This window comes from Kribbella sp. CA-253562 (assembly GCF_050942265.1).
Taxonomy (GTDB): domain Bacteria; phylum Actinomycetota; class Actinomycetes; order Propionibacteriales; family Kribbellaceae; genus Kribbella.
The window spans coordinates 7,030,429-7,048,011 of the sequence record NZ_CP192049.1 but is presented as its reverse complement, the minus strand read 5'-3'; the positions used below and the strand labels follow the sequence as shown (position 1 = coordinate 7,048,011).

General features: G+C 71.1%; 16 protein-coding genes. 7 read left to right on the top strand and 9 right to left on the bottom strand.

Features of this window, described 5'->3' with window-relative positions; genetic code table 11:
- Window positions 1–48 precede the first annotated feature (48 nt).
- The 4 genes from ACQPXM_RS33270 to ACQPXM_RS33255 all read left to right on the top strand — a co-directional run bounded on the left by ACQPXM_RS33270 (window position 49) and on the right by ACQPXM_RS33255 (window position 4,566).
- Window positions 49–651, top strand: coding sequence for a response regulator (locus ACQPXM_RS33270; protein ID WP_432951136.1), 603 nt, complete (start codon window positions 49–51; stop codon window positions 649–651).
- Window positions 652–720: 69 nt separating this feature from the next.
- Complete coding sequence (locus tag ACQPXM_RS33265; protein ID WP_432941272.1) at window positions 721–2,028, top strand: hypothetical protein; 1,308 nt, start codon at window positions 721–723, stop codon at window positions 2,026–2,028.
- Between the two features lie 84 nt (window positions 2,029–2,112).
- On the top strand, window positions 2,113–3,570 hold the full coding sequence (gene glmU / locus ACQPXM_RS33260) for a bifunctional UDP-N-acetylglucosamine diphosphorylase/glucosamine-1-phosphate N-acetyltransferase GlmU (protein ID WP_432941269.1): 1,458 nt from the start codon (window positions 2,113–2,115) through the stop codon (window positions 3,568–3,570).
- 15 nt (window positions 3,571–3,585) lie between these two features.
- On the top strand, window positions 3,586–4,566 hold the full coding sequence (locus tag ACQPXM_RS33255; protein ID WP_432941266.1) for a ribose-phosphate diphosphokinase: 981 nt from the start codon (window positions 3,586–3,588) through the stop codon (window positions 4,564–4,566).
- 66 nt (window positions 4,567–4,632) lie between these two features.
- On the opposite strand, the gene ACQPXM_RS33250 is transcribed toward ACQPXM_RS33255, so the two are convergent.
- Complete coding sequence (locus ACQPXM_RS33250; protein ID WP_432941264.1) at window positions 4,633–5,307, bottom strand: hypothetical protein; 675 nt, start codon at window positions 5,305–5,307, stop codon at window positions 4,633–4,635.
- A 142-nt stretch (window positions 5,308–5,449) separates the two neighbouring features.
- On the opposite strand from ACQPXM_RS33250, the gene ACQPXM_RS33245 reads away from it, so the two are divergent.
- The 3 genes from ACQPXM_RS33245 to ACQPXM_RS33235 are packed head-to-tail and all read left to right on the top strand — an operon-like array spanning window position 5,450 to window position 8,819.
- Window positions 5,450–7,405, top strand: a complete 1,956-nt coding sequence (locus ACQPXM_RS33245; protein ID WP_432941262.1) for a sensor histidine kinase — start codon at window positions 5,450–5,452, stop codon at window positions 7,403–7,405.
- A complete protein-coding gene (locus tag ACQPXM_RS33240; RefSeq protein WP_432941260.1) occupies window positions 7,393–8,034 on the top strand; it encodes a response regulator transcription factor in 642 nt (213 codons plus the stop codon). The genes ACQPXM_RS33245 and ACQPXM_RS33240 overlap by 13 nt, the downstream gene beginning before the upstream one ends.
- 23 nt (window positions 8,035–8,057) lie before the next feature.
- Window positions 8,058–8,819 carry a DUF1932 domain-containing protein gene (locus tag ACQPXM_RS33235; protein WP_432941258.1) on the top strand — a complete coding sequence of 254 codons (762 nt, stop codon included), beginning with the start codon at window positions 8,058–8,060 and terminating at the stop codon, window positions 8,817–8,819.
- On the opposite strand, the gene ACQPXM_RS33230 is transcribed toward ACQPXM_RS33235, so the two are convergent.
- The 8 genes from ACQPXM_RS33230 to ACQPXM_RS33195 all read right to left on the bottom strand — a co-directional run bounded on the left by ACQPXM_RS33230 (window position 8,812) and on the right by ACQPXM_RS33195 (window position 17,331).
- Window positions 8,812–9,459 (bottom strand): hypothetical protein, encoded by a 648-nt coding sequence (locus ACQPXM_RS33230; protein WP_432941255.1) that lies wholly within the window; start codon window positions 9,457–9,459, stop codon window positions 8,812–8,814. The genes ACQPXM_RS33235 and ACQPXM_RS33230 overlap by 8 nt on opposite strands.
- A gap of 96 nt (window positions 9,460–9,555) precedes the next feature.
- Window positions 9,556–10,194, bottom strand: coding sequence for a choice-of-anchor M domain-containing protein (locus tag ACQPXM_RS33225; protein WP_432941252.1), 639 nt, complete (start codon window positions 10,192–10,194; stop codon window positions 9,556–9,558).
- Window positions 10,191–10,835: a choice-of-anchor M domain-containing protein gene (locus tag ACQPXM_RS33220; RefSeq protein ID WP_432941250.1), complete on the bottom strand. Its 645-nt coding sequence runs from the start codon at window positions 10,833–10,835 to the stop codon at window positions 10,191–10,193. Before ACQPXM_RS33220 ends, ACQPXM_RS33225 begins: the two co-directional genes overlap by 4 nt.
- Before the next feature lie 11 nt (window positions 10,836–10,846).
- Window positions 10,847–11,677, bottom strand: coding sequence for an anchored repeat-type ABC transporter permease subunit (locus ACQPXM_RS33215; RefSeq protein ID WP_432951134.1), 831 nt, complete (start codon window positions 11,675–11,677; stop codon window positions 10,847–10,849).
- 35 nt (window positions 11,678–11,712) lie between these two features.
- On the bottom strand, window positions 11,713–12,459 hold the full coding sequence (locus tag ACQPXM_RS33210) for an anchored repeat-type ABC transporter ATP-binding subunit (protein ID WP_432941247.1): 747 nt from the start codon (window positions 12,457–12,459) through the stop codon (window positions 11,713–11,715).
- Entirely contained in the window at window positions 12,456–13,274 is an 819-nt protein-coding gene (locus tag ACQPXM_RS33205) for a choice-of-anchor M domain-containing protein (protein ID WP_432941244.1), read from the bottom strand. Before ACQPXM_RS33205 ends, ACQPXM_RS33210 begins: the two co-directional genes overlap by 4 nt.
- Window positions 13,271–14,824, bottom strand: a complete 1,554-nt coding sequence (locus tag ACQPXM_RS33200; protein WP_432941242.1) for an anchored repeat ABC transporter, substrate-binding protein — start codon at window positions 14,822–14,824, stop codon at window positions 13,271–13,273. Before ACQPXM_RS33200 ends, ACQPXM_RS33205 begins: the two co-directional genes overlap by 4 nt.
- Window positions 14,821–17,331 (bottom strand): TIGR03773 family transporter-associated surface protein, encoded by a 2,511-nt coding sequence (locus tag ACQPXM_RS33195; protein ID WP_432941239.1) that lies wholly within the window; start codon window positions 17,329–17,331, stop codon window positions 14,821–14,823. The genes ACQPXM_RS33200 and ACQPXM_RS33195 overlap by 4 nt, the downstream gene beginning before the upstream one ends.
- Window positions 17,332–17,583: the final 252 nt, after the last annotated feature.

Below are 17,583 nucleotides of genomic sequence, written 5' to 3'. Positions count from 1 at the left end.
CGGGTCTTCCTGGTGGACGACCAGGAGCTGGTCCGGGCCGGCTTCACCATGCTGGTCGACTCCCAGCCCGACATGCGGGTGGTCGGCCAGGCCGGCGACGGCGGTGAGGCGCTGGAGAAGCTGCGGGTGACCGCGAGCGACGTCGTACTGATGGACGTCCGGATGCCCCGGCTGGACGGCGTCGAGGCGACCCGCCAGGTGCAGTCGTTGCCGCAGGCACCAAGGGTGATCGTGCTGACGACGTTCGACCTGGACGAGTACGCGTTCGCGGCGATCAAGGCCGGCGCGTCCGGCTTCCTGCTGAAGAACACACCGCCGGCCGATCTGCTGTCGGCGATCCGTCAGGTGCATTCGGGCGACGCGGTGGTGTCGCCGAGTACGACGCGGCGGCTGCTCGAGCACTTCGCCGGAGCGCTGCCGGACGAGAACCGCGAAGTGCCGAACCTGGCCGACCTGACCGCGCGCGAGCGGGAGGTGCTGGTGGAGGTCGCCCGCGGGCTGTCGAACACCGAGATCGCCCAGCTGTTCACGCTGTCGGAGGCGACCGTGAAGACCCACATCGGCCGGATCCTGGCCAAGACCGGTCTGCGCGACCGGGTCGCCCTGGTCGTGCTCGGCTACGAAACGGGTTTGGTCAAGGCCAACGGCTGAGTTGGTGCCTGACCTCTGATTGGGCGACCATGGGCACGCTTGGTCGAGGGGTGGAGAGGGTCGGGTGTGATGCCGGGGTTGTGGGCGGCGGTACGGCGGTGGGTGCTGTCCGAGGGGCCCGCGCTCTGGCCGGCGCTGGTCGCGATGCTGGTGGTCGGCGGCGGCCTGTGGGTCGGCGTGCCGCCACCCGGACGGGAGATCAGGCTGACCGCCGACGCGATGGCCGGGACCACCCTGCAACAGGTCCGGCCGAGTCCGACCGGTGAGGTCGACCCGCGGCTCGGTGCGGCCGTGGACACGATCCTGGCCCGGCGTGGCATCGCCGTGCGGCAGAACAACCTCCAGCTGTTCCTCAGCGACGTCGCCCCCGAGCTGCGCGACGAGCAGCGCCAGCTCTTCGAGAACATGCGCAAGCTCGGCATGACCGTCACCTACCGCCGCGCCGAGGTCTGGACCAACTACGAGGCTGTACGCCGGTACGGCCTGGCCACCGGCACGTTCCGGGTCAGCCTGCGCTACCAGATCGCCGGCAGCCGCCTCGCGCAGGCGGCGACCGACGTCGGCTACACCTACACCGTGCGCGACGGCCGCCTGTTCCTGGTCGACGACAACGACCTGGACCGCGCGATCGGTTCCGGCCGCCAGCCGTGGGACTACGGGCCGATCGACGTGGTCAAGCGGCGCAACGTGCTGGTCGTGGTCGACCGCGGCCGGCTCGCGTACGCCGAACGGCAGGCCGACGAGACGGTCGCGATGGCCCGCAAGATCCGCGCGCTGTGGAAGGGCCACCTGCAGATCGTCCCGATGGTCGTCGCGATGCGCGAGCCGGGCGTCCTGACCGAGCTCCCGCCGACGCTGCGCGGCACCGAGCCGACCCGGGTGCAGCCGATCCCGAGCCCGGCCGTGGACGGCCGCCCGGTCGGCGGCTGGATCGTCGTCCGCCCGGAGGCCCAGGCGACCTTCGACTCGGCCCAGCTGAGCCACGCGCTGATGCATCTGCTGCCGGTCCGGCTCGGCGAGGAGGCGCCGCGCTGGCTCGTCGAGGGCATGGCCCAGTACGCCGAGAGCCGGCAGCTGGTCGCGACCGGCCGGGCCAAGCAGGTCGCGGCCGCTCGCGAGGACATCACCCGCCGATCGCTCGGCGACCTGGTCCGGCTACCGGCCGACGACGAGTTCCTGGCTACGGACAGTGACGGAATCAGCTGGCTCGCGGTCGAGCATCTGATCAAGCAGGTCGGGCTCAGAGCGGTCACCGACTTCTACGTCCAGGTGGCCCGGCGCGGGTACAACCGGCCGGCCCAGGAGCGGCTGCTGCTGGAGTACACGGGCTTCACCGAGCAGAACCTTGTGGATGCGCTGCGAACCCTCGCACAGTGAGCAAGTAGGCTGACGCGGGCGCCTGTTCCGGTGCCCACGCCCCACACTCGCCTGAACGCGTAGGGAACCCGAGGAGAAGACCGCGTGACTTCCCACCGTCCTTCGGCGGTCATCGTGATGGCCGCCGGTCAGGGGACCCGGATGAAATCCGCGACCCCCAAGGTCCTGCACGAGATCGGCGGGCGCAGCCTCGTCGGGCACGCGGTCGTCACCGCGCGTGCTCTCGCGCCCGAGCATCTGGTCGTCGTGGTCGGCACCGGCCGGGAGCAGGTCGAAGCGCACCTGGCCGCCGTCGACCCGGACGTGCGGACCGCCGTCCAGGAGCAGCAGCTCGGCACCGGCGACGCCGTCCGGGCCGGGCTCACCGCCGTACCGGAAGGCTTCGACGGCACGGTCGTGGTCACCTCCGGCGACGTCCCGCTGCTGACCGCCGAGACGCTGCTGGAGCTGACCGCCGAGCACGACAAGCAGGGCAACGCTGTGACGGTGCTCACCGCGCGCGTGCCCGACCCGACCGGCTACGGCCGGATCCTGCCGGGTCCGGACGGCACGGTCGCCGGCATCGTCGAGCACAAGGACGCCACCGCCGAGCAGCGCCAGATCGACGAGATCAACGCCGGCATCTACGCCTTCGACGCGGCCACGCTGCGCGACGGGCTGAGCCGCCTCACCACCGACAACGCGCAGGGCGAGCTGTACCTGACCGACGTCCTGGCGATCGCCCGCGGCGACGGCAAGCGGGTCGGCGCGTTCGTCACCGAGGACGCGATGCAGACCGAGGGCGTGAACGACCGCGTCCAGCTGGCCACGCTGCGCGCCGAGCTGAACCGGCGCACCCTCGACGCGCTGATGCGCTCCGGTGTCACCGTCGTCGACCCGAGCACGACGTGGGTCGACCAGACCGTCCAGCTCGAGCCTGACGTCACCCTGCTGCCGAACACGCAGCTCCACGGCGCCACCACGGTCGCCGCCGGTGCCACGATCGGCCCGGACACCACGCTGACCGACGTCCAGGTCGGCGAGGGCGCCACGATCATCCGCACCCACGGCTCCGGCGCGCAGATCGGCGCGCGGGCCTCGGTCGGGCCGTTCGCCTACCTGCGGCCCGGGACGTCGCTGGGCGTCAAGGGCAAGATCGGCACGTTCGTGGAGACCAAGAACGCGGCGATCGCCGCCGGCGCGAAGGTCCCGCACCTGACCTACGCCGGTGACGCCACGATCGGCGAAGGGGCCAACATCGGCGCCGGCACGATCTTCGCCAACTACGACGGGGTGAACAAGCACCACACCACCGTCGGCCGGTCCTCCTTCGTCGGCAGCAACTCGGTGCTGGTCGCGCCGGTCGACATCGCTGACGGTGCCTACATCGCGGCCGGTTCGGCCATCGACCAGCCGGTGGCCCCCGGCGAGATCGCGATCGCCCGTGGGCGGCAGCGCAACATCAAGGGCTGGGTCGCGCGCAGGCGGGCCGGAACGACAACGGCGAAGGCCGCGGAAGAGGCACTCGCCGACGCATCGGGCGACACTGGCGAGAAGGCGTAACGGGAGGCAGTGGCGATGAGCGGGATGAAGCGAACCACCGAGAAGAACCTGATGGTTTTCTCCGGCCGGGCCCATCCCGGTCTGGCCGAGGAGGTGGCCGAGCAGCTCGGTGCCGGCCTGGTCCCCACCTCGGCGTACGACTTCGCCAACGGTGAGATCTACGTCCGGTTCGAGGAGTCGGTCCGGGGCAGCGACGCGTTCGTGATCCAGAGCCACACCTCGCCGATCAACGAGTGGATCATGGAGCAGCTGATCATGGTCGACGCGCTGAAGCGGGCGTCGGCCAAGCGGATCACGGTGGTGCTGCCGTTCTACGGCTACGCCCGGCAGGACAAGAAGCACCGCGGCCGGGAGCCGATCTCGGCCCGGCTGATGGCCGACCTGTTCAAGACCGCGGGTGCGAACCGGCTGATCTGCGTCGACCTGCACACCTCACAGATCCAGGGCTTCTTCGACGGGCCGGTCGACCACCTGATGGCGCTGCCGATCCTGTCCGACTACGTCCGCGACAAGTACGGCGACCAGCAGCTGGCCGTGGTCTCGCCGGACGCCGGCCGGATCAAGGTGGCCGAGCAGTGGTCGGCCCGGCTGAACAACGCGCCGCTGGCCTTCATCCACAAGACCCGCGACATCGAGCGGCCGAACGAGACCGTCGCCAACCGCGTCGTCGGTGAGGTGGCCGGCCGGGTCTGCATCCTGGTCGACGACATGATCGACACCGCCGGCACGATCACCAAGGCCGCCGACGCCCTGTACGCCGACGGCGCCGCGGGCGTGGTGATCGCGGCCACCCACGCGATCCTGTCCGGGCCCGCGGTGGACCGGCTGAAGAACTGCCAGGCCAGCGAGGTGATCGTCACCAACACGCTGCCGATCTCCGCCGAGCGCAAGTTCGACAAGCTGACCGAACTGTCGATCGCTCCACTGATCAGCCGCGCGATCCGCGAGGTGTTCGAGGACGGATCGGTGACCAGCCTGTTCGACGGCCGGGCCTGATCAGGTCGGCACGTCCTCCGCGGTCCCAATGAGCCGGCCAGAACAGGAACGGCCACGGAGCCCACATCATCGGACGGCCCGCCAGGCGTAGTACGCGATGCCGAGGGCGGCGGCGGTCATCGGTAGCGCGGTGACCAGTCCGGCCACTCCGTTGCCGGGGACGACGAACGTGAACAGCACGGTTGCCGCGAGCAGCGGGATCCAGCGCGGTACGGCCCGGGACCGCCACAGGCCGACCGCCTGGACGATCGTGCCGAAGGCAACCAGCAGTGCGCCGGCGATCATCGGGCCGAACAGGTGCAGCGAGTCGTCGGCCATCCGGTCCATCACCGAGGCGCCGGCGGCGGGATCGACGCCGGGTGCGGTCGCGAAGTACGACGCGGCGGCCCAGCCGGCTCCGCCCACGGCGTACAGACCGGTGCCGATCCACATCATCGCGCCGCCGGTCGTGGCCCAGCCGGCTCCGCGGCGCCGGACCAGGAGCGTGGTGGCGAGCGCCTGGGCCGGCACGTTGAGGACCAGGGCCACGCTGAGGAACACCAGCAGTCCCCACCACCGGTCGCGCAGCGGCTGGATGTCGGCGTACGTGTAGGTTTCGCCGCCGCCGGCCGGTTCCGGCCACAGCAGGCCGCCGGGGACCGCGGTCAGCGTTGTCACGGAGAGCGCGAGCGCGACCACACCGACCCGGCGACGGGTCGTCGGGTCGCTGCCGAGGCGTGGACTGATCGTCGTGGTGGACATCGTGGACCTCCCAGAACCACGGAGAAATCTGACGCCTTCAGCCAAGCCGTCCGGGGTGGGGTGAGGGATCCGCGCTGGTACGGGAACAGATCTCCGTGCTGACTCGGAGCCGCCGGGGGCGTCCGCGACTTACAGTGACGTCATGCGGTGGCCGTGGGGGCTCGCAGTCGGCACCTCCCTGCTCGTAGCGACGATGCTGGTGGGCGGTGGCTGGCTGCTGCTCGCCCGGGACGCCTCGCCGGGGACCTTCCTGCCGCTGGCGGTGATCGCGGCCGGTCTCGCGGTGATCGGTCTGCTGGTCGCCCGGCGCGAGCCCCGCAACGTCGTCGGCGCGCTGCTCGGGTGGATCGGCGCACTCGTTGCCTTCCTGGCCGTTCGGGCCGCGTACTACGACGCGGTGGCGGCCGAGCCCGGTCGGTTGCCGCTGGACAGCCGGGTCGTGGCGTGGCTCGACGAGAGCGGCTGGTGGCTGCTCGCCGCGGTCGCCTTCTTGCTGCTCTACTTCCCCGACGGACGGCTGATCGGCCGGCGGTGGCGCGTCGTACCGGTGGCGATCGTGGTGTGCTGCGCGGCGCAGCAGGTTTTCGGCGCGTTCGCGACCTCGCCGTTCCTCGCGCCGCTGCAGGATTGGGCGCGACCGTACAAGCCGCTGCCAGCGCCGGTACGGGTGGTCAGTGAGGTCGTCTTCGTCCTCTTCCTGGGCTCAGTGATCGCCGCGGCGGCTTCGGTGGTCTTCCGCTACCGCCGGTCGACCGGCCGGTCACGCGCGCAGATGAAGTGGCTGGCTGTCGCCGGAGTGGTCGCGGTCTGCTACCCGTTCGTCTGCCTGGCCGAGATCCTGGTGACGGGGGAATCCGGCGAGGTCGCCACCGGCACCGGCGTCCTGACCCTGATCAGCCTGCCGACGGCCGTAGCGGTCGCCATGCTCAGACACGACCTGTACGACGTGGATCGCGCGGTCGCCGACGCCGTCACCTACGCGATCGTGCTGGTCGCCCTGCTCGCGACGTACGCCGTGTCGGCGCTCGTGCTCGGGCTCGTGGTCGGTCGCGGATCGGCGGTGGCGGCCGCGTCGGCGACTGCGGTCTGCGCCCTGGTACTCTCGCCGCTCCGCTCGTCGTTACGGCGGGTCGTCGACCGTCGCCTCTACCCGCCGCGGCGGGCGGCGCTGGCCGCGATCGACGAACTGCAACACCGCATCCACGCCGGTCAGGGCAGTCCCGAGGAGCTGGAGCCCGTACTGCGGCAAGCGCTGCGCGACCCGGAGTTGAGCGTTGGCTACCTGGTGCCGGGCTCGGCCGGCTTCGTCGACACCGCTGGTGAACCGGTCCGCGGTGAGCTGGTGCCGGTCATGCTCGGCGGCCGGCAGATCGGCGTGATCGCCAGTGGCGGAAGCTCCGCCGTACTGCGATCGGTGGCGGCCGCCGCGGCCAACCTGGTGGAGGTCACGCGGTTGCGGGCCGAGCTGGCGCAGGCGTTGCGGGAGGTGGAGGCGAGCCGGACCCGGCTGGTCCAAGCAGGTGATGCCGAGCGTCGGCGGCTCGAGCGGGACCTGCACGACGGTGCACAACAGCGGCTGGTCTCGTTGGGGATGAGCCTGCGGCTGGCGCAACGCCACCTGGCCGACGGCACGGTGGACGTCGACGGGCTGCTCGACCAAGGCGTCGCCGAGCTCGCCACCGCGGTCGCCGAGCTGCGGCAGATCGCGCACGGGCTGCGCCCGACCAGCCTCGACGACGGGCTGCCTGCCGCGCTGGCGGCGATCACCCGGAATCTGCCGATCCCGGTCCGGTTGCAGGTCGTCGCGGATGATCTCCCCGAGCACCTGACCACCACGGCGTACTTCGTGGCCGCGGAGGCGGTGGTGAACGCGGCGAAGTACGCGCAGGCCACGACGATCGGCGTGCAGGTGACGCGGTCGCCGTCCGACGTACGGATCAGGGTGGAGGACGACGGCTGCGGGGGAGCACGGCCGCGGCCGGGCTCCGGGTTGAGCGGGCTGATGGACCGGGTGGCCGCGCTGGGCGGATCGCTGACCATGCACAGCCCGGTGGGTGCCGGTACGGCGATCGAGGTGGTGCTGCCGTGCGGATCGTGATCGGTGAGGACTCGGCGCTGTTCCGGGCGGGGCTGGCCCGGTTGCTGGTCGATGCCGGGCACGAGATCGTCGGGCTGGCCGGGGACGCGACGTCGCTGATGACGCTGGTCGCGGAGACGGCGCCGGAGCTGGCCGTGATCGACGTACGGATGCCGCCTGATCTCACCGACGACGGTGCAAGGGCGGCCCGGCGGTTGCGCGACCTGCACCCGGAGTTGGCGATCGTGCTGCTGTCGCAGCATGTGGAGACGCGGCACTCGACCGAGCTGGTCACCGGCGGACGGTTCGGCTACCTGCTGAAGGACCGGGTGCTGGCGGTCGACGAGTTCCTCGACGCACTCGACCGGGTCGCGGCGGGTGGTTCGGCGCTGGACCCCGAGGTCGTCGAGCGGCTGATCGGCCGCTCCCGGGCCGAGGACCGGCTGGCCGCACTGACGGCCCGCGAGCGGGAGGTGCTCGCGCTGATGGCCGAGGGCTGCACGAACGTGGGGATCAGCCGGCGGCTGTGGCTGACCGAACGGACCGTGGAGACCCACATCGGCAGCATCCTGGGCAAGCTCGGCTTGCTGGTCAACGACGAGCAGCATCGGCGGGTGCTCGCGGTGCTGGCCTATCTTGGGCAGCACTGACCGCTGACGAGAGGACACCGCCGATGCGGGTCGCCGTTTTTCATCCCGGAGCGATGGGGTCGCAGCTGGCCGCGCAACTGGTGGCCGCGGGACACGAAGTGCACTGGGTACCCGAAGGCCGCAGTACGGCGTCCGCTGAGCGGGCCGAGGCGGCCGGCTTGATCGGCGGTTCGTTCGAGCAAGTCCTCGGGGCGGCCGAGGTGGTGCTGTGCTCGTGTGCGCCGCAGGGAGCTGTCGGGATCGCGGAGCAGGTCGGGCGGAGTGGGTTCGCCGGGATCTACGTCGAGGCGAACCCGCTGTCGCCGCGGTCGCTCGAGCTGGCCCGAGCGGCGTTGCCTGAGGCAACTTTCGTGGACGCCGGGGTGGTCGGACCGCCGCCGAAGGGTGGGCCGAGTCCGACGCATCTGATGCTGTCCGGAGCGGCGGCCCAGCAGGCGGCCGACCTGTGGGCCGGGACGACGGTCACGCCGATGGTGGTGGGCGCCGAGCCGGGTGCGGCGAGCGCGGCGAAGTCGGCGTACGCGCTGTACAACAAAGGCAAGGCCGCGCTGGCGGTGCTGGCGTTCGAGCTGGCGGCCAAGCACGGGGTGACCGACGCGCTGACCGCCCAGCACACACGGGCCGACGGCGGGTCGCTGAAGGACTCGGGACTGCCCGAGCAGTTGCGGTCGGTGGCGTGGCGGTGGGGCCCGGAGTTCGACGAGCTCGCCGAGACTCTGGACGCGGCCGGTCTGGAAGGCGACGCCGCGCGGGCCTTGCGTCAGGTGTGGACGAAGCTCACCTGAGCCGGTAGTCGGTCAGCACGAACGGCGCGAGCCGCTCCACGACACCGGTGAGACCGTCGAGCTTCGCGGTGACCTGCGGGATCGTGTAGTACCCCGGCCCCCAGGTCACCAGCGCGTCGCCCTCGATGCGCCACTCCAGGTCGGGATGGGCGAGCATCCACTCCATCAGCCGCGGGTTCAGCACGGCCGAGGCGTAGCGGCCGTCGGCGCAGTCGACCCAGAACGTGTCGTTGAACGCGCCGCTCTCCAGTTCCAGATCCGGTACGCCGAACGCGCGGGCGATCGGGTTGTCCTTCAGCAGCACCAGGCCCGGCAGCGGCACCGGCAGGGTCAGCGCGATCAAGTGGCATTTGTGGTGCTGGAACGACTTGCCGCGCACGACCACGTAGCTGAAGTCGAACGCGCAGATCCCGTGTCCGCGGTACTGCCCGGCAACCATCCGCTGAGCCCGTCCGCGCTGGTAGATGCGCTGCGCCACTCCGGCCAGGAACGGGTTCACCGGCGCCGGCTGCCAGCCGAGGGCCGCGGCCTCGGCCGCCCGGGCCGCGAACATCCGCCGCCGCTGCGCCACGACGTACGGGGCCAGCAGCAGGGCGAGCACCAGCAGGAGCAGCACGACGACCACGGCAGCGGTTCCCATCAGCAGACCCCGCGCAGTACGAACACCGCAGCAAACTACTGGACCGCCGGGCCACCCGTGGTTGGGAACGCCCCCGCGTTCCCAACCACGGATCAGTCACGGCTGAACGGTGAAGGTGTACGTCTTCTGGCCGGTGCTGACCGCAGTGCCGGCCGCGGTGGTGGCGGTAGCTTCGAAGACCAGGGTGTAGGTGCCGGCGGCTTCGAAGGCCCAGTTGGCGTGGGCGTGGGTGTTGACGGGGAAGGAACGGTTGTCAGGCAGGCCGTTGCCGCTGTCGTACCAGACGGTCGGCGTACCGAGAGAGCTGGTGGTGTAGAGGCTCACCTGGGCGGGACCGGTGGCCGAGACCAGCCGGACGTTGACCGAGTTGTTCTGCAGCGCGCCGGACGGCACGCCCTCGGTGCTGAAACCGGGCCAGACGATGGCGCCGGCCTGGGACTGCGGCAGGATCCAGACCGGCGACCCCGGCGTACCGAGGAACGAGTACGCCGAACTCGACGGCACGGTCGTCTTGCTCGCCGAGACCGCGTTGAGCACGACGTCGGCCGGGTTGCGGTCCACCGCCGGGGTGACGGTGCCGTCGCGCAGGTCGAGCGTCAGAGCCGTACCGGTCCAGTCGACGTCGAGGGCGTCCACATGTCCTTGCGAGATCGTCGTCGCGGCGTGGGCCGGAGCGACGGACAGCAGGGTCATCAGCGTGGCCGCGGCGGCGCCGATCAGCACCCGGCCCTTCACGACGCGACCTTGAAGCAGTAGGTGGCGACGGCCGAGCTGACCCGCTGGCCGGTGGCGGCCAGCGTGCCGGTGACCCGGACCTTGATCTGGTAGGTGCCGGGCGCCTCGAACGCCCAGTTGGCGTGCAGGTGACCGCCGGCCGTCGTGCTGACCCGGTCCGGCAGACCGTTGCCGCTGTCAACCAGTACGGTCGGCGCCCCGAAGGCGTCGGTGGTGAAGATGCTGACGTCACCCGGGCCGCTGACGCCGACCACGTCGACCTTCAGCGCGTCACCGGTGAACACCCCGGCGGCGACCTCTTCGGCACCGATCCCCGGCCAGAGCAGCTCGGGGTCCTGTACCTGCGGCAGCACCCAGGCCCGGCCACCGGCCGCGCCCAGGAACCGGTACGCCGGGTCGGCCGGCACCGCGATCTCGGCGCCGGGCTTGGCCACCAGCTGCACCTGCGACGGCGAGTACTCGGTGCCGCTGGTGTCGTCGTGCACGTGCAGGTCGAGAGCGCCGTCCTCGTAGGCGATCCCGACGACATCGACATGACCCTGGTCGAGCACGACCCGGGGTGCGGCCTGGGCGGGTACCGCCAGGCCGGCGGACGCGAGCACTGCCAGCACGGGCAGTACGACGCGAGAGGGTTTGCGCATGAACTTTCCTTTCACGGGCGGACGGGAACCACTGCCGTCGCGGCGCTGCCGCGACGGTGGCTGAGCAGGCCGTGCCGGGGCGCGAACACCCAGCAGGCCACGAACACGGCGGTGGCCGTGAGCACGATCAACCCGCCGGCGGCGAGGTTGAACGCGTAGGACAGGTAGAGCCCGGTCAGGCCCGAGCCGGCGCCGATCGCCGGCGCGATCAGCATCATCCGGCCGATCCGGTCGGTCAGCAGCCGGGCGCACGCGGCCGGGGTGATCAGCAGGGCGAGCACCAGGATGTTGCCGACGGCCTGCAACGAGATCACGATCGCGACCGTCACCATCGCGTACAGCGCCATGTCCAGCCAGAAGATCGGCAGGCCGGCGGCGCGCGCGGTCTCCCGGTCCAGGCCGACCGTGACGAGCTCCTTGTGCAGACCGCCGGTGATCAGCAGCAGGGCCGCGCCGGCGACCGCGACCGTGACGACGTCCGCGCTGCCGATGCCGAGCACCGAGCCGAACAGGAACGACTCCAGCGAGCCGCCGTACCCGGGAGCGCTGCTCATCACCACGATGCCGAGGCCGAACGCCGCGGCGAAGAACACGCCGATCACCGTGTCCTCCTTGAGCCGGCGGTTCTGCGAGACGACCGCGATCGCCAGGGCGGTGGCCAACCCGGCGACGATGCCGCCGACGACCAGGCTGGTGTGCAGTACGAACGCGATCGCGATGCCGGGAAAGACCGCGTGCGCCACGGCGTCGCCGATGAACGCCATGCCGCGCAGGGCGACGTGGCTGCCGATCACGCCGCACACGACGCCGGACATCAGGACGACGAGGAACGCGCGCTGCATGAACACGTGCTGCCAGGGTTCGGTGAAGAACTCGATCACCGGGTCACCCCCAGGCTGTGCAGGAGCTGCTCGGACCGGGCGACGCCGAACGCCCGCAGCCAGACGGCGGGGTCGCGCAGCTCCTCCGGCGTACCGTCGGCGACCACGGTTTCGTTCAGCAGGCACAGCCGGCTACAGGTGTCGGCTGCCGCCGGCAGGTCGTGCGTCGTCATCAGGATCGCGATGCCTTCTCCGGTCAGCTCACCGAACAAGCGGGTGAGGATCTCCTGCGTCGGTACGTCGAGCCCGGTGAACGGCTCGTCGAGCAGGAGCAGCTGTGGCTGCAACGCGAGCGCGCGGGCGACCAGGACGCGCTGGCGCTGCCCGCCGGACAGTTCGCCGATCGGCCGTCGGCGCAGAGCGGTGAGGTCGACGCGTTCCAAGGCTTCGGCGACCGCCGCGCGATCTGCCGCGCCGGGGCGACGCAGCCAGCCGATCCGGTGGGTCCGGCCGGTCATCACGGCGGTGGCGACGTCGACCGGGTAGTCCCAGACGAACTCGTGCCGCTGCGGGACGTAACCGATGCTGCCCCGGGCCTCGGCGGGTGTCCGGCCGTTGACGGTGATCGTCCCGGCGCGCACGGCGAGCAGCCCGAGCAGGCAGCGCAGCAGTGTCGTTTTGCCGGCGCCGTTCGGACCGATCAGGCCGACCTGCTCCGCGGCGGCGATGCGGAGGTTCACGTCGTGCAGGACCTGCCGGCCGCCGAGATCCACCGCGACGCCGGAAACATCGAGCACGCTCATCCGCGGACCTTCCTCATGCGCCGCAGGACGACCAGCACCGCGCCGACGAGCAGTACTGCCGCGCCACCTGCGATCGCCCAAGGCGGTACGCCGGTCGACTGCGAGCTGGTCGCGGGGGTGCTCGCCGGGGTCTCGCTCGTCGTCGGCTCGACCGCGAAGGCCGACCGCGCGTCGCCGCTACCGGCGTACAGGCGCAGGGTGCCGTGGTCGGAGACGGTGGTGCCGTCGGTCAGCCGGGCCGACATCGCGACGTCGAGCAGATAGGTGCCTTCAGCATCGAACGTCCAGTTGCCGTGCACGTGGGTGCCGACGTCCACGCCGGTCTGCTGGGGCAACGGCTTGCGGCTGTCGAAGACCGGCGCCGGCTTGCCGAAGTCGGAGTTGAGGAAGAGGGTGAAGGTGCCGGGCCCCTTGACGCCCTGCAGCGACCAGGTCACCTCACGGTCGACCCGCTGGGCGACCTCGGTGTCCTGCGTGTTCCAGCCCGGCCACGGAATGCCCGCCTGCTGGACCTGCGGGATCACCCACACCTTCTTCCCGGCCGTCCCGAGGAACGAGTACGCCGGATCGGCCGGAACGGTGACCTGTGCCTTCGCCGAGGCCTGCAGCACGACCGTGTCGAGCGGCCGCCAGACCGCGGGGTCGACGGTGTCGTCGCGCAGCTGGACGGTCCACCGGCCGTCGACGAACCGCGGGCCGAGGTCGACGTGCCCGTCGGCGATCACCTTCTGCTCGGTCGGTGCGGGCTCGGCGTGGGCCGCGAGCGGAACGAACGCCGTGGACAGCAGCAGCGCAGACAGCGCGAGCGCCTTCATCGCTTCCCGCCCAGGCAGCGCGTGAGCTCGTCGGCGTTGTGCCGCATCATCGCCACGTAGGTCCGGGTCTGCGCGTCGAACGTGTCGCCGTACAGGGAGCAGACCTGGACGCCCTGGTCGTGCGCCACCTGGGTCAGCACGGAGGCGCGCTGGGTCAGGTTCGGTTCGGCGAACACGGCCGGCACCTTCAGATTCCGGATCGTCTCGGTCAGAGTGCGGACCTGCTCCACGCTGGGCTCCTGGGCGGGGTTGGGCACCACGAAGCCCGCCACGTGCAGCCCGTACGCCGCCGCGAGGTAGCCGAAGGCGTCGTGGGTGGTGACGAGCTGGCGCCGGGTGGGCGGAATGGTCGCGAGCTCGGTCCGGACGTACTGGTCCAGGTCGTCGAGCTCGCGCAGGTACGCGGCGGCGTTGTCCTGGTAGACCTGCCGGCCGTCGGGATCGGCGCTCACCAGCGTGTCCCGCATCAGCTGCACGTACGCCTTGGCGTTGGCGACGTCCTGCCACAGGTGCGGGTCGATCTCGCCGTGCACGTGCTTGCCGAGCACGGCTTGCGGCAGTTGGTGGACCTGCGTGCCGGCCGCGCCGAGGAAGGAGAATCGCGCATCGTCCGGCACGGTCTCCAACGCCTTGTTCGGGACGTCGATCACCACCTGCGACGCCGGTACGGCGGTCTGGGTCGCGCCCGGCTTCTTCGAGTCGGAGTACGCGTAGACCTGGCCGCTGTCCAGATCGACGGTGAGATCGGTGTGGCCGCTGTCGAGCACCGTCGCGCGGCCACCAGCGACCGGGGCGACGGAGTGCGGCTCCACGCCGACGGCGAACGTGAACGTGCCCGAGCCCAGCCGTTGTGGGGTGGTCCCGTTGCCGAGGTCGAGTGCGCCCTGCAACGTGAGCCGGTAGACACCGGGCTTGGTGAAGGCCCAGTTGAGGTGGGTGTGCGCGGCGGGCGGCAAGGTCGTCCGGTCGGCCGGACCGAGACCGTCGGTGGAGTCGAAGTACCGGTCGGGTTGGCCGAGCGACTCGGTCAGGTAGGCGACCAGCGCGCCGGGACCAGTGAGCTGGGTGGCCGAGAGTTGCACCGACGATGTTCTCGTCGCGCCTCGGGCTTTGCCGGTGCCGCGCACCCGCAGGCCGAGCCAGAGCACGTCGAGGCCGATGTTCTCGACCAGCGGGATCACGTTGGCGCCGTACGACTCGGCGGCCTCGGCGAGGGACACGTTGGGGCTGTCCTTGGGGGCGTTGGCGTCGACGGCCTTGATCAGCGCCTGCGGTTCGAGCAGAAGGTGGTTGGTGAAGGTGACGTCCGCCTTGGCGACCCGCTTGGCGTCGGCGGGCGTCGGTTCGTACGAGTGCGGGTCACCGCCGGCCGGGACGAGCGACGAGGCCTCGATCCGGTCAGCACCGACGTGCTGGACGAGGTCGGCGAGGATCTCGGTCGTGGTCACCACGGTGACCTTCCCGTCGTCCGCGGACGCGCCGCCTGAGCAGCCGGTCAGCGTGACGGCGCACGCGAGTAGGGCGGCGGTCAGTTGCGTGCGGCGGTTCATGCGTCACCTCGCCGGCGAGCGGCGACGACACCGGCGGCGCCGAGCAGCACGAGGACGATGCCGAGACCGATCCAGCCGAGCCCGACCGGCGCACCAGCCGAAGCCAGCCGGCAGTTGCCCGGCGACGCCGCCGAACCGGCGCCGGCGCCCGCGGTGCTCGCGGTGCTCGCGGTGAGCGAGGGCACTGGCCCGGCTGCCGGAGCACCGCCGCCCGCGGCGCCGGCCGAGCCCACGACAAAGGTCAGCGTTGCCGAGTCGGTCGACTTCGAACCCGACGTCAGCGTCGCGGTGTGGGTGAAGCGAACCCGGTAGGTGCCCTCCTTGGTGAACGCCCAGTTGCCGTGCGCGTGGGTGCCCAGCGGCACGCGGTAGCTGTCCGGCAACCCGTCACCACTGTTGAAGATCACCTTCGGCTGACCGAACGAGTCGAACTCGAACAACGCCAGCGCGCCTGGCCCGGACACCTGGTCCAGCCGCCAGTCCACCCCGCCCGAGACCTGTGCGGCGGAGAGCGCCTCGGTGTTCCAGCCGAGCCAGACCACGCCGTCCTTCTGCGTCTGCGAGATCTGCCACAGCGGAGCGCCGGCCGTTCCGAGGAAGCCGAAGGCGCCACCGGGCGCGGTCGTCTTCGCCGCCGAGGTCAGCTGCACGGTCACCTGGCCGGGGTCGCGCCAGACGGGCTCGCCGGGTTTGGTGCCGTCCTTGATCCGCGACGACAGCGCCCCACCTTCGAGGCGTACGGCGTAGTCCGCGTGGCCGTTGCTCAACGTCACGGTGCTTGCGGTGGAGGTGGTCGGGGACGTCGAGGTCGCGGCAGGAGTGGTGCTGGTGGTGGCCGCGGAGGTTGTTGTTGTCACGCAGGGCTGGAGTTTGGTGGGCGCGTTGCTGCCGCCCGGCGCGGTGGTCCGGGTGGGGTTCGAACTCGGCGGAGAGGGCGAGAGGCGGGTGCTGGGCGCCTGCGTCGGCTGCGTGGTTGGTTGCGTGGACGGTGGGGTCGTCGGAGGCCTGGTGCTTGGCGGAGTGCTTGGTGGCTGAGTGGTCGGGGGAGGACCGCCCGGACACAGCGCCGCGGGATCGGTCGCACCCACCACGACCGGCAGAGTGGCCGTGTCGCTCAGCTTTTGACCGGTCTTGGTCGTCGCCGAGTACGTGAAGGTCAACCGGTAGACGCCCTGCCGGGTGAAGGCCCAGTTGCCGTGGGCATGCGTCGGTCCGGCGAGCTGGATCCGCTGCGGGAGCGCCTTGCCGCTGTCGAACGACACCAGCGGCCCACCGAACTGGTCGAACTGGTACAGCGCGACCTTGCCCGGCCCCTGCACCTTGTCGAGCGACCAGGTGACCGGACCGCTCAGTGCGGCGTAGTCGACGGCCTCGGTGTTCCAGCCGGCCCACAGCAGGTCTTCGCTCTGCGTCTGTGGGAGCTGCCAGATCGTGGTACCGGCCGGGCCGAGGAACCGGTACTCCGGTGCGGCGGGCACGGTCTCGTCAGCCGAGGGGAGGACCTGGAAGGCGACCGAACCCGGGTCACGCCAGACGACGGTGCCGCGCGTGCCGTCCTTCACCTGGAACCGCAGCCGGCCGGCGACGGTCCGCGCGGCCACGTCGACGTGTCCGGCGCTCAGCACGGTCACCGCGCACCCCGGGGGAGGCGTCACCGGCGGAGTCGTCGGCGGCGTGCTCGGCGGCGTGGTGGGCGGGATCGTCGGGGGAGTGGTGGGCGGGGTCGTTGGTGAGGTGGTCGGCGGAGTCGTAGGTGGCGTAGTCGGCGGCGTCGTGGGAGGCGTGGTGGGAGGTGTGGTCGGCGGAGTCGTCGTCGGCGGCTCGTACGGGCCGACCACGAACGTGTACTCGACCGGCCCGCTCGTCACCGGCGTACCGGCCGCCGTGGTCGCCGACGCCTGGAACCGCAGCTTGTACGTGCCCAGCGCGCTGAACGCCCAGTTGGCGTGCACGTGCGCCCCGGTCCGCTGCCGCAGCGTCGTGTACGCCGGATCGGTCGAGCTGAAGACCCGCGTCACCGCAGGGCTGACCCCGTCGTAGTTGAAGAACACCTCCACCCGGCCGGGCCCTTCGGCGCCGACCAGGCTGAGCTCGACCACGTCGTCCTGCAACGCGCCGGCCGGAATCGTCTCCGTGTCCCAGCCAGGCCACAGCAGTTCGGGATCCTGCGTCTCCGGCGCGATCCACACCTGCGATCCCGGCGCGCCGAGGAACGCGAAGAGCGGGACGTCGGGCACCTCCAGCTTGGCGGTTCCTTTGTCCTCCAGGTTGAAGACCAGCCCGGCGGGATCGGCCTCCCGGCCGTCCACCAGTCCGATCCGGGTCTTCAGACCGAGCGCCGATCCGTCGTACGTGGTGTGCAGGACGTCGGCGTGCACGGCCTGCAGGACCTCGGGAGCCGGCGCGGCCGGTACGGCGACGGCAGGCCGCGGGACGAGAGCGGGAACGAGCAGGAGCAGGACGGCCAAGGGCAACGGCAGCCGTCGGCACAAGTGAGTGGCGGTCACAAGGCGGGACTCTAACTGACTTGACAATCATTTTCAGTAAGGCCGATCGATTCCCGCCCGAGTGACGGTGAAAAGTCGTCGTGCTCCGGGCTCGCGGTCGAAGGTCCTGAACGGATTTCCGGTCTGGGGCAGGTGGTGGGTAGACTGTTTTGGTTGCCTCGGCGAGGGACGCCCCCCGGACTGCGCTTGTCAAAGTGCTCTGCTCCGAGAAGTGCAAGGCGGGCGCGGCTCCGTGATCGACGCGGTGGTTCG

What these genes read in the sequence shown, in the direction of transcription:
- ACQPXM_RS33270 (WP_432951136.1), top strand. Translation starts at nt 49, where the DNA reads ATGCTGGTCGACTCCCAGCCCGACATGCGGGTGGTCGGCCAGGCCGGC.
- ACQPXM_RS33265 (WP_432941272.1), top strand. Translation starts at nt 721, where the DNA reads ATGCCGGGGTTGTGGGCGGCGGTACGGCGGTGGGTGCTGTCCGAGGGG.
- ACQPXM_RS33255 (WP_432941266.1), top strand. Translation starts at nt 3,586, where the DNA reads ATGAGCGGGATGAAGCGAACCACCGAGAAGAACCTGATGGTTTTCTCC.
- ACQPXM_RS33250 (WP_432941264.1), bottom strand. Translation starts at nt 5,307, where the DNA reads ATGTCCACCACGACGATCAGTCCACGCCTCGGCAGCGACCCGACGACC.
- ACQPXM_RS33245 (WP_432941262.1), top strand. Translation starts at nt 5,450, where the DNA reads ATGCGGTGGCCGTGGGGGCTCGCAGTCGGCACCTCCCTGCTCGTAGCG.
- ACQPXM_RS33235 (WP_432941258.1), top strand. Translation starts at nt 8,058, where the DNA reads ATGCGGGTCGCCGTTTTTCATCCCGGAGCGATGGGGTCGCAGCTGGCC.
- ACQPXM_RS33230 (WP_432941255.1), bottom strand. Translation starts at nt 9,459, where the DNA reads ATGGGAACCGCTGCCGTGGTCGTCGTGCTGCTCCTGCTGGTGCTCGCC.
- ACQPXM_RS33220 (WP_432941250.1), bottom strand. Translation starts at nt 10,835, where the DNA reads ATGCGCAAACCCTCTCGCGTCGTACTGCCCGTGCTGGCAGTGCTCGCG.
- ACQPXM_RS33215 (WP_432951134.1), bottom strand. Translation starts at nt 11,677, where the DNA reads ATGCAGCGCGCGTTCCTCGTCGTCCTGATGTCCGGCGTCGTGTGCGGC.
- ACQPXM_RS33210 (WP_432941247.1), bottom strand. Translation starts at nt 12,459, where the DNA reads ATGAGCGTGCTCGATGTTTCCGGCGTCGCGGTGGATCTCGGCGGCCGG.
- ACQPXM_RS33205 (WP_432941244.1), bottom strand. Translation starts at nt 13,274, where the DNA reads ATGAAGGCGCTCGCGCTGTCTGCGCTGCTGCTGTCCACGGCGTTCGTT.
- ACQPXM_RS33200 (WP_432941242.1), bottom strand. Translation starts at nt 14,824, where the DNA reads ATGAACCGCCGCACGCAACTGACCGCCGCCCTACTCGCGTGCGCCGTC.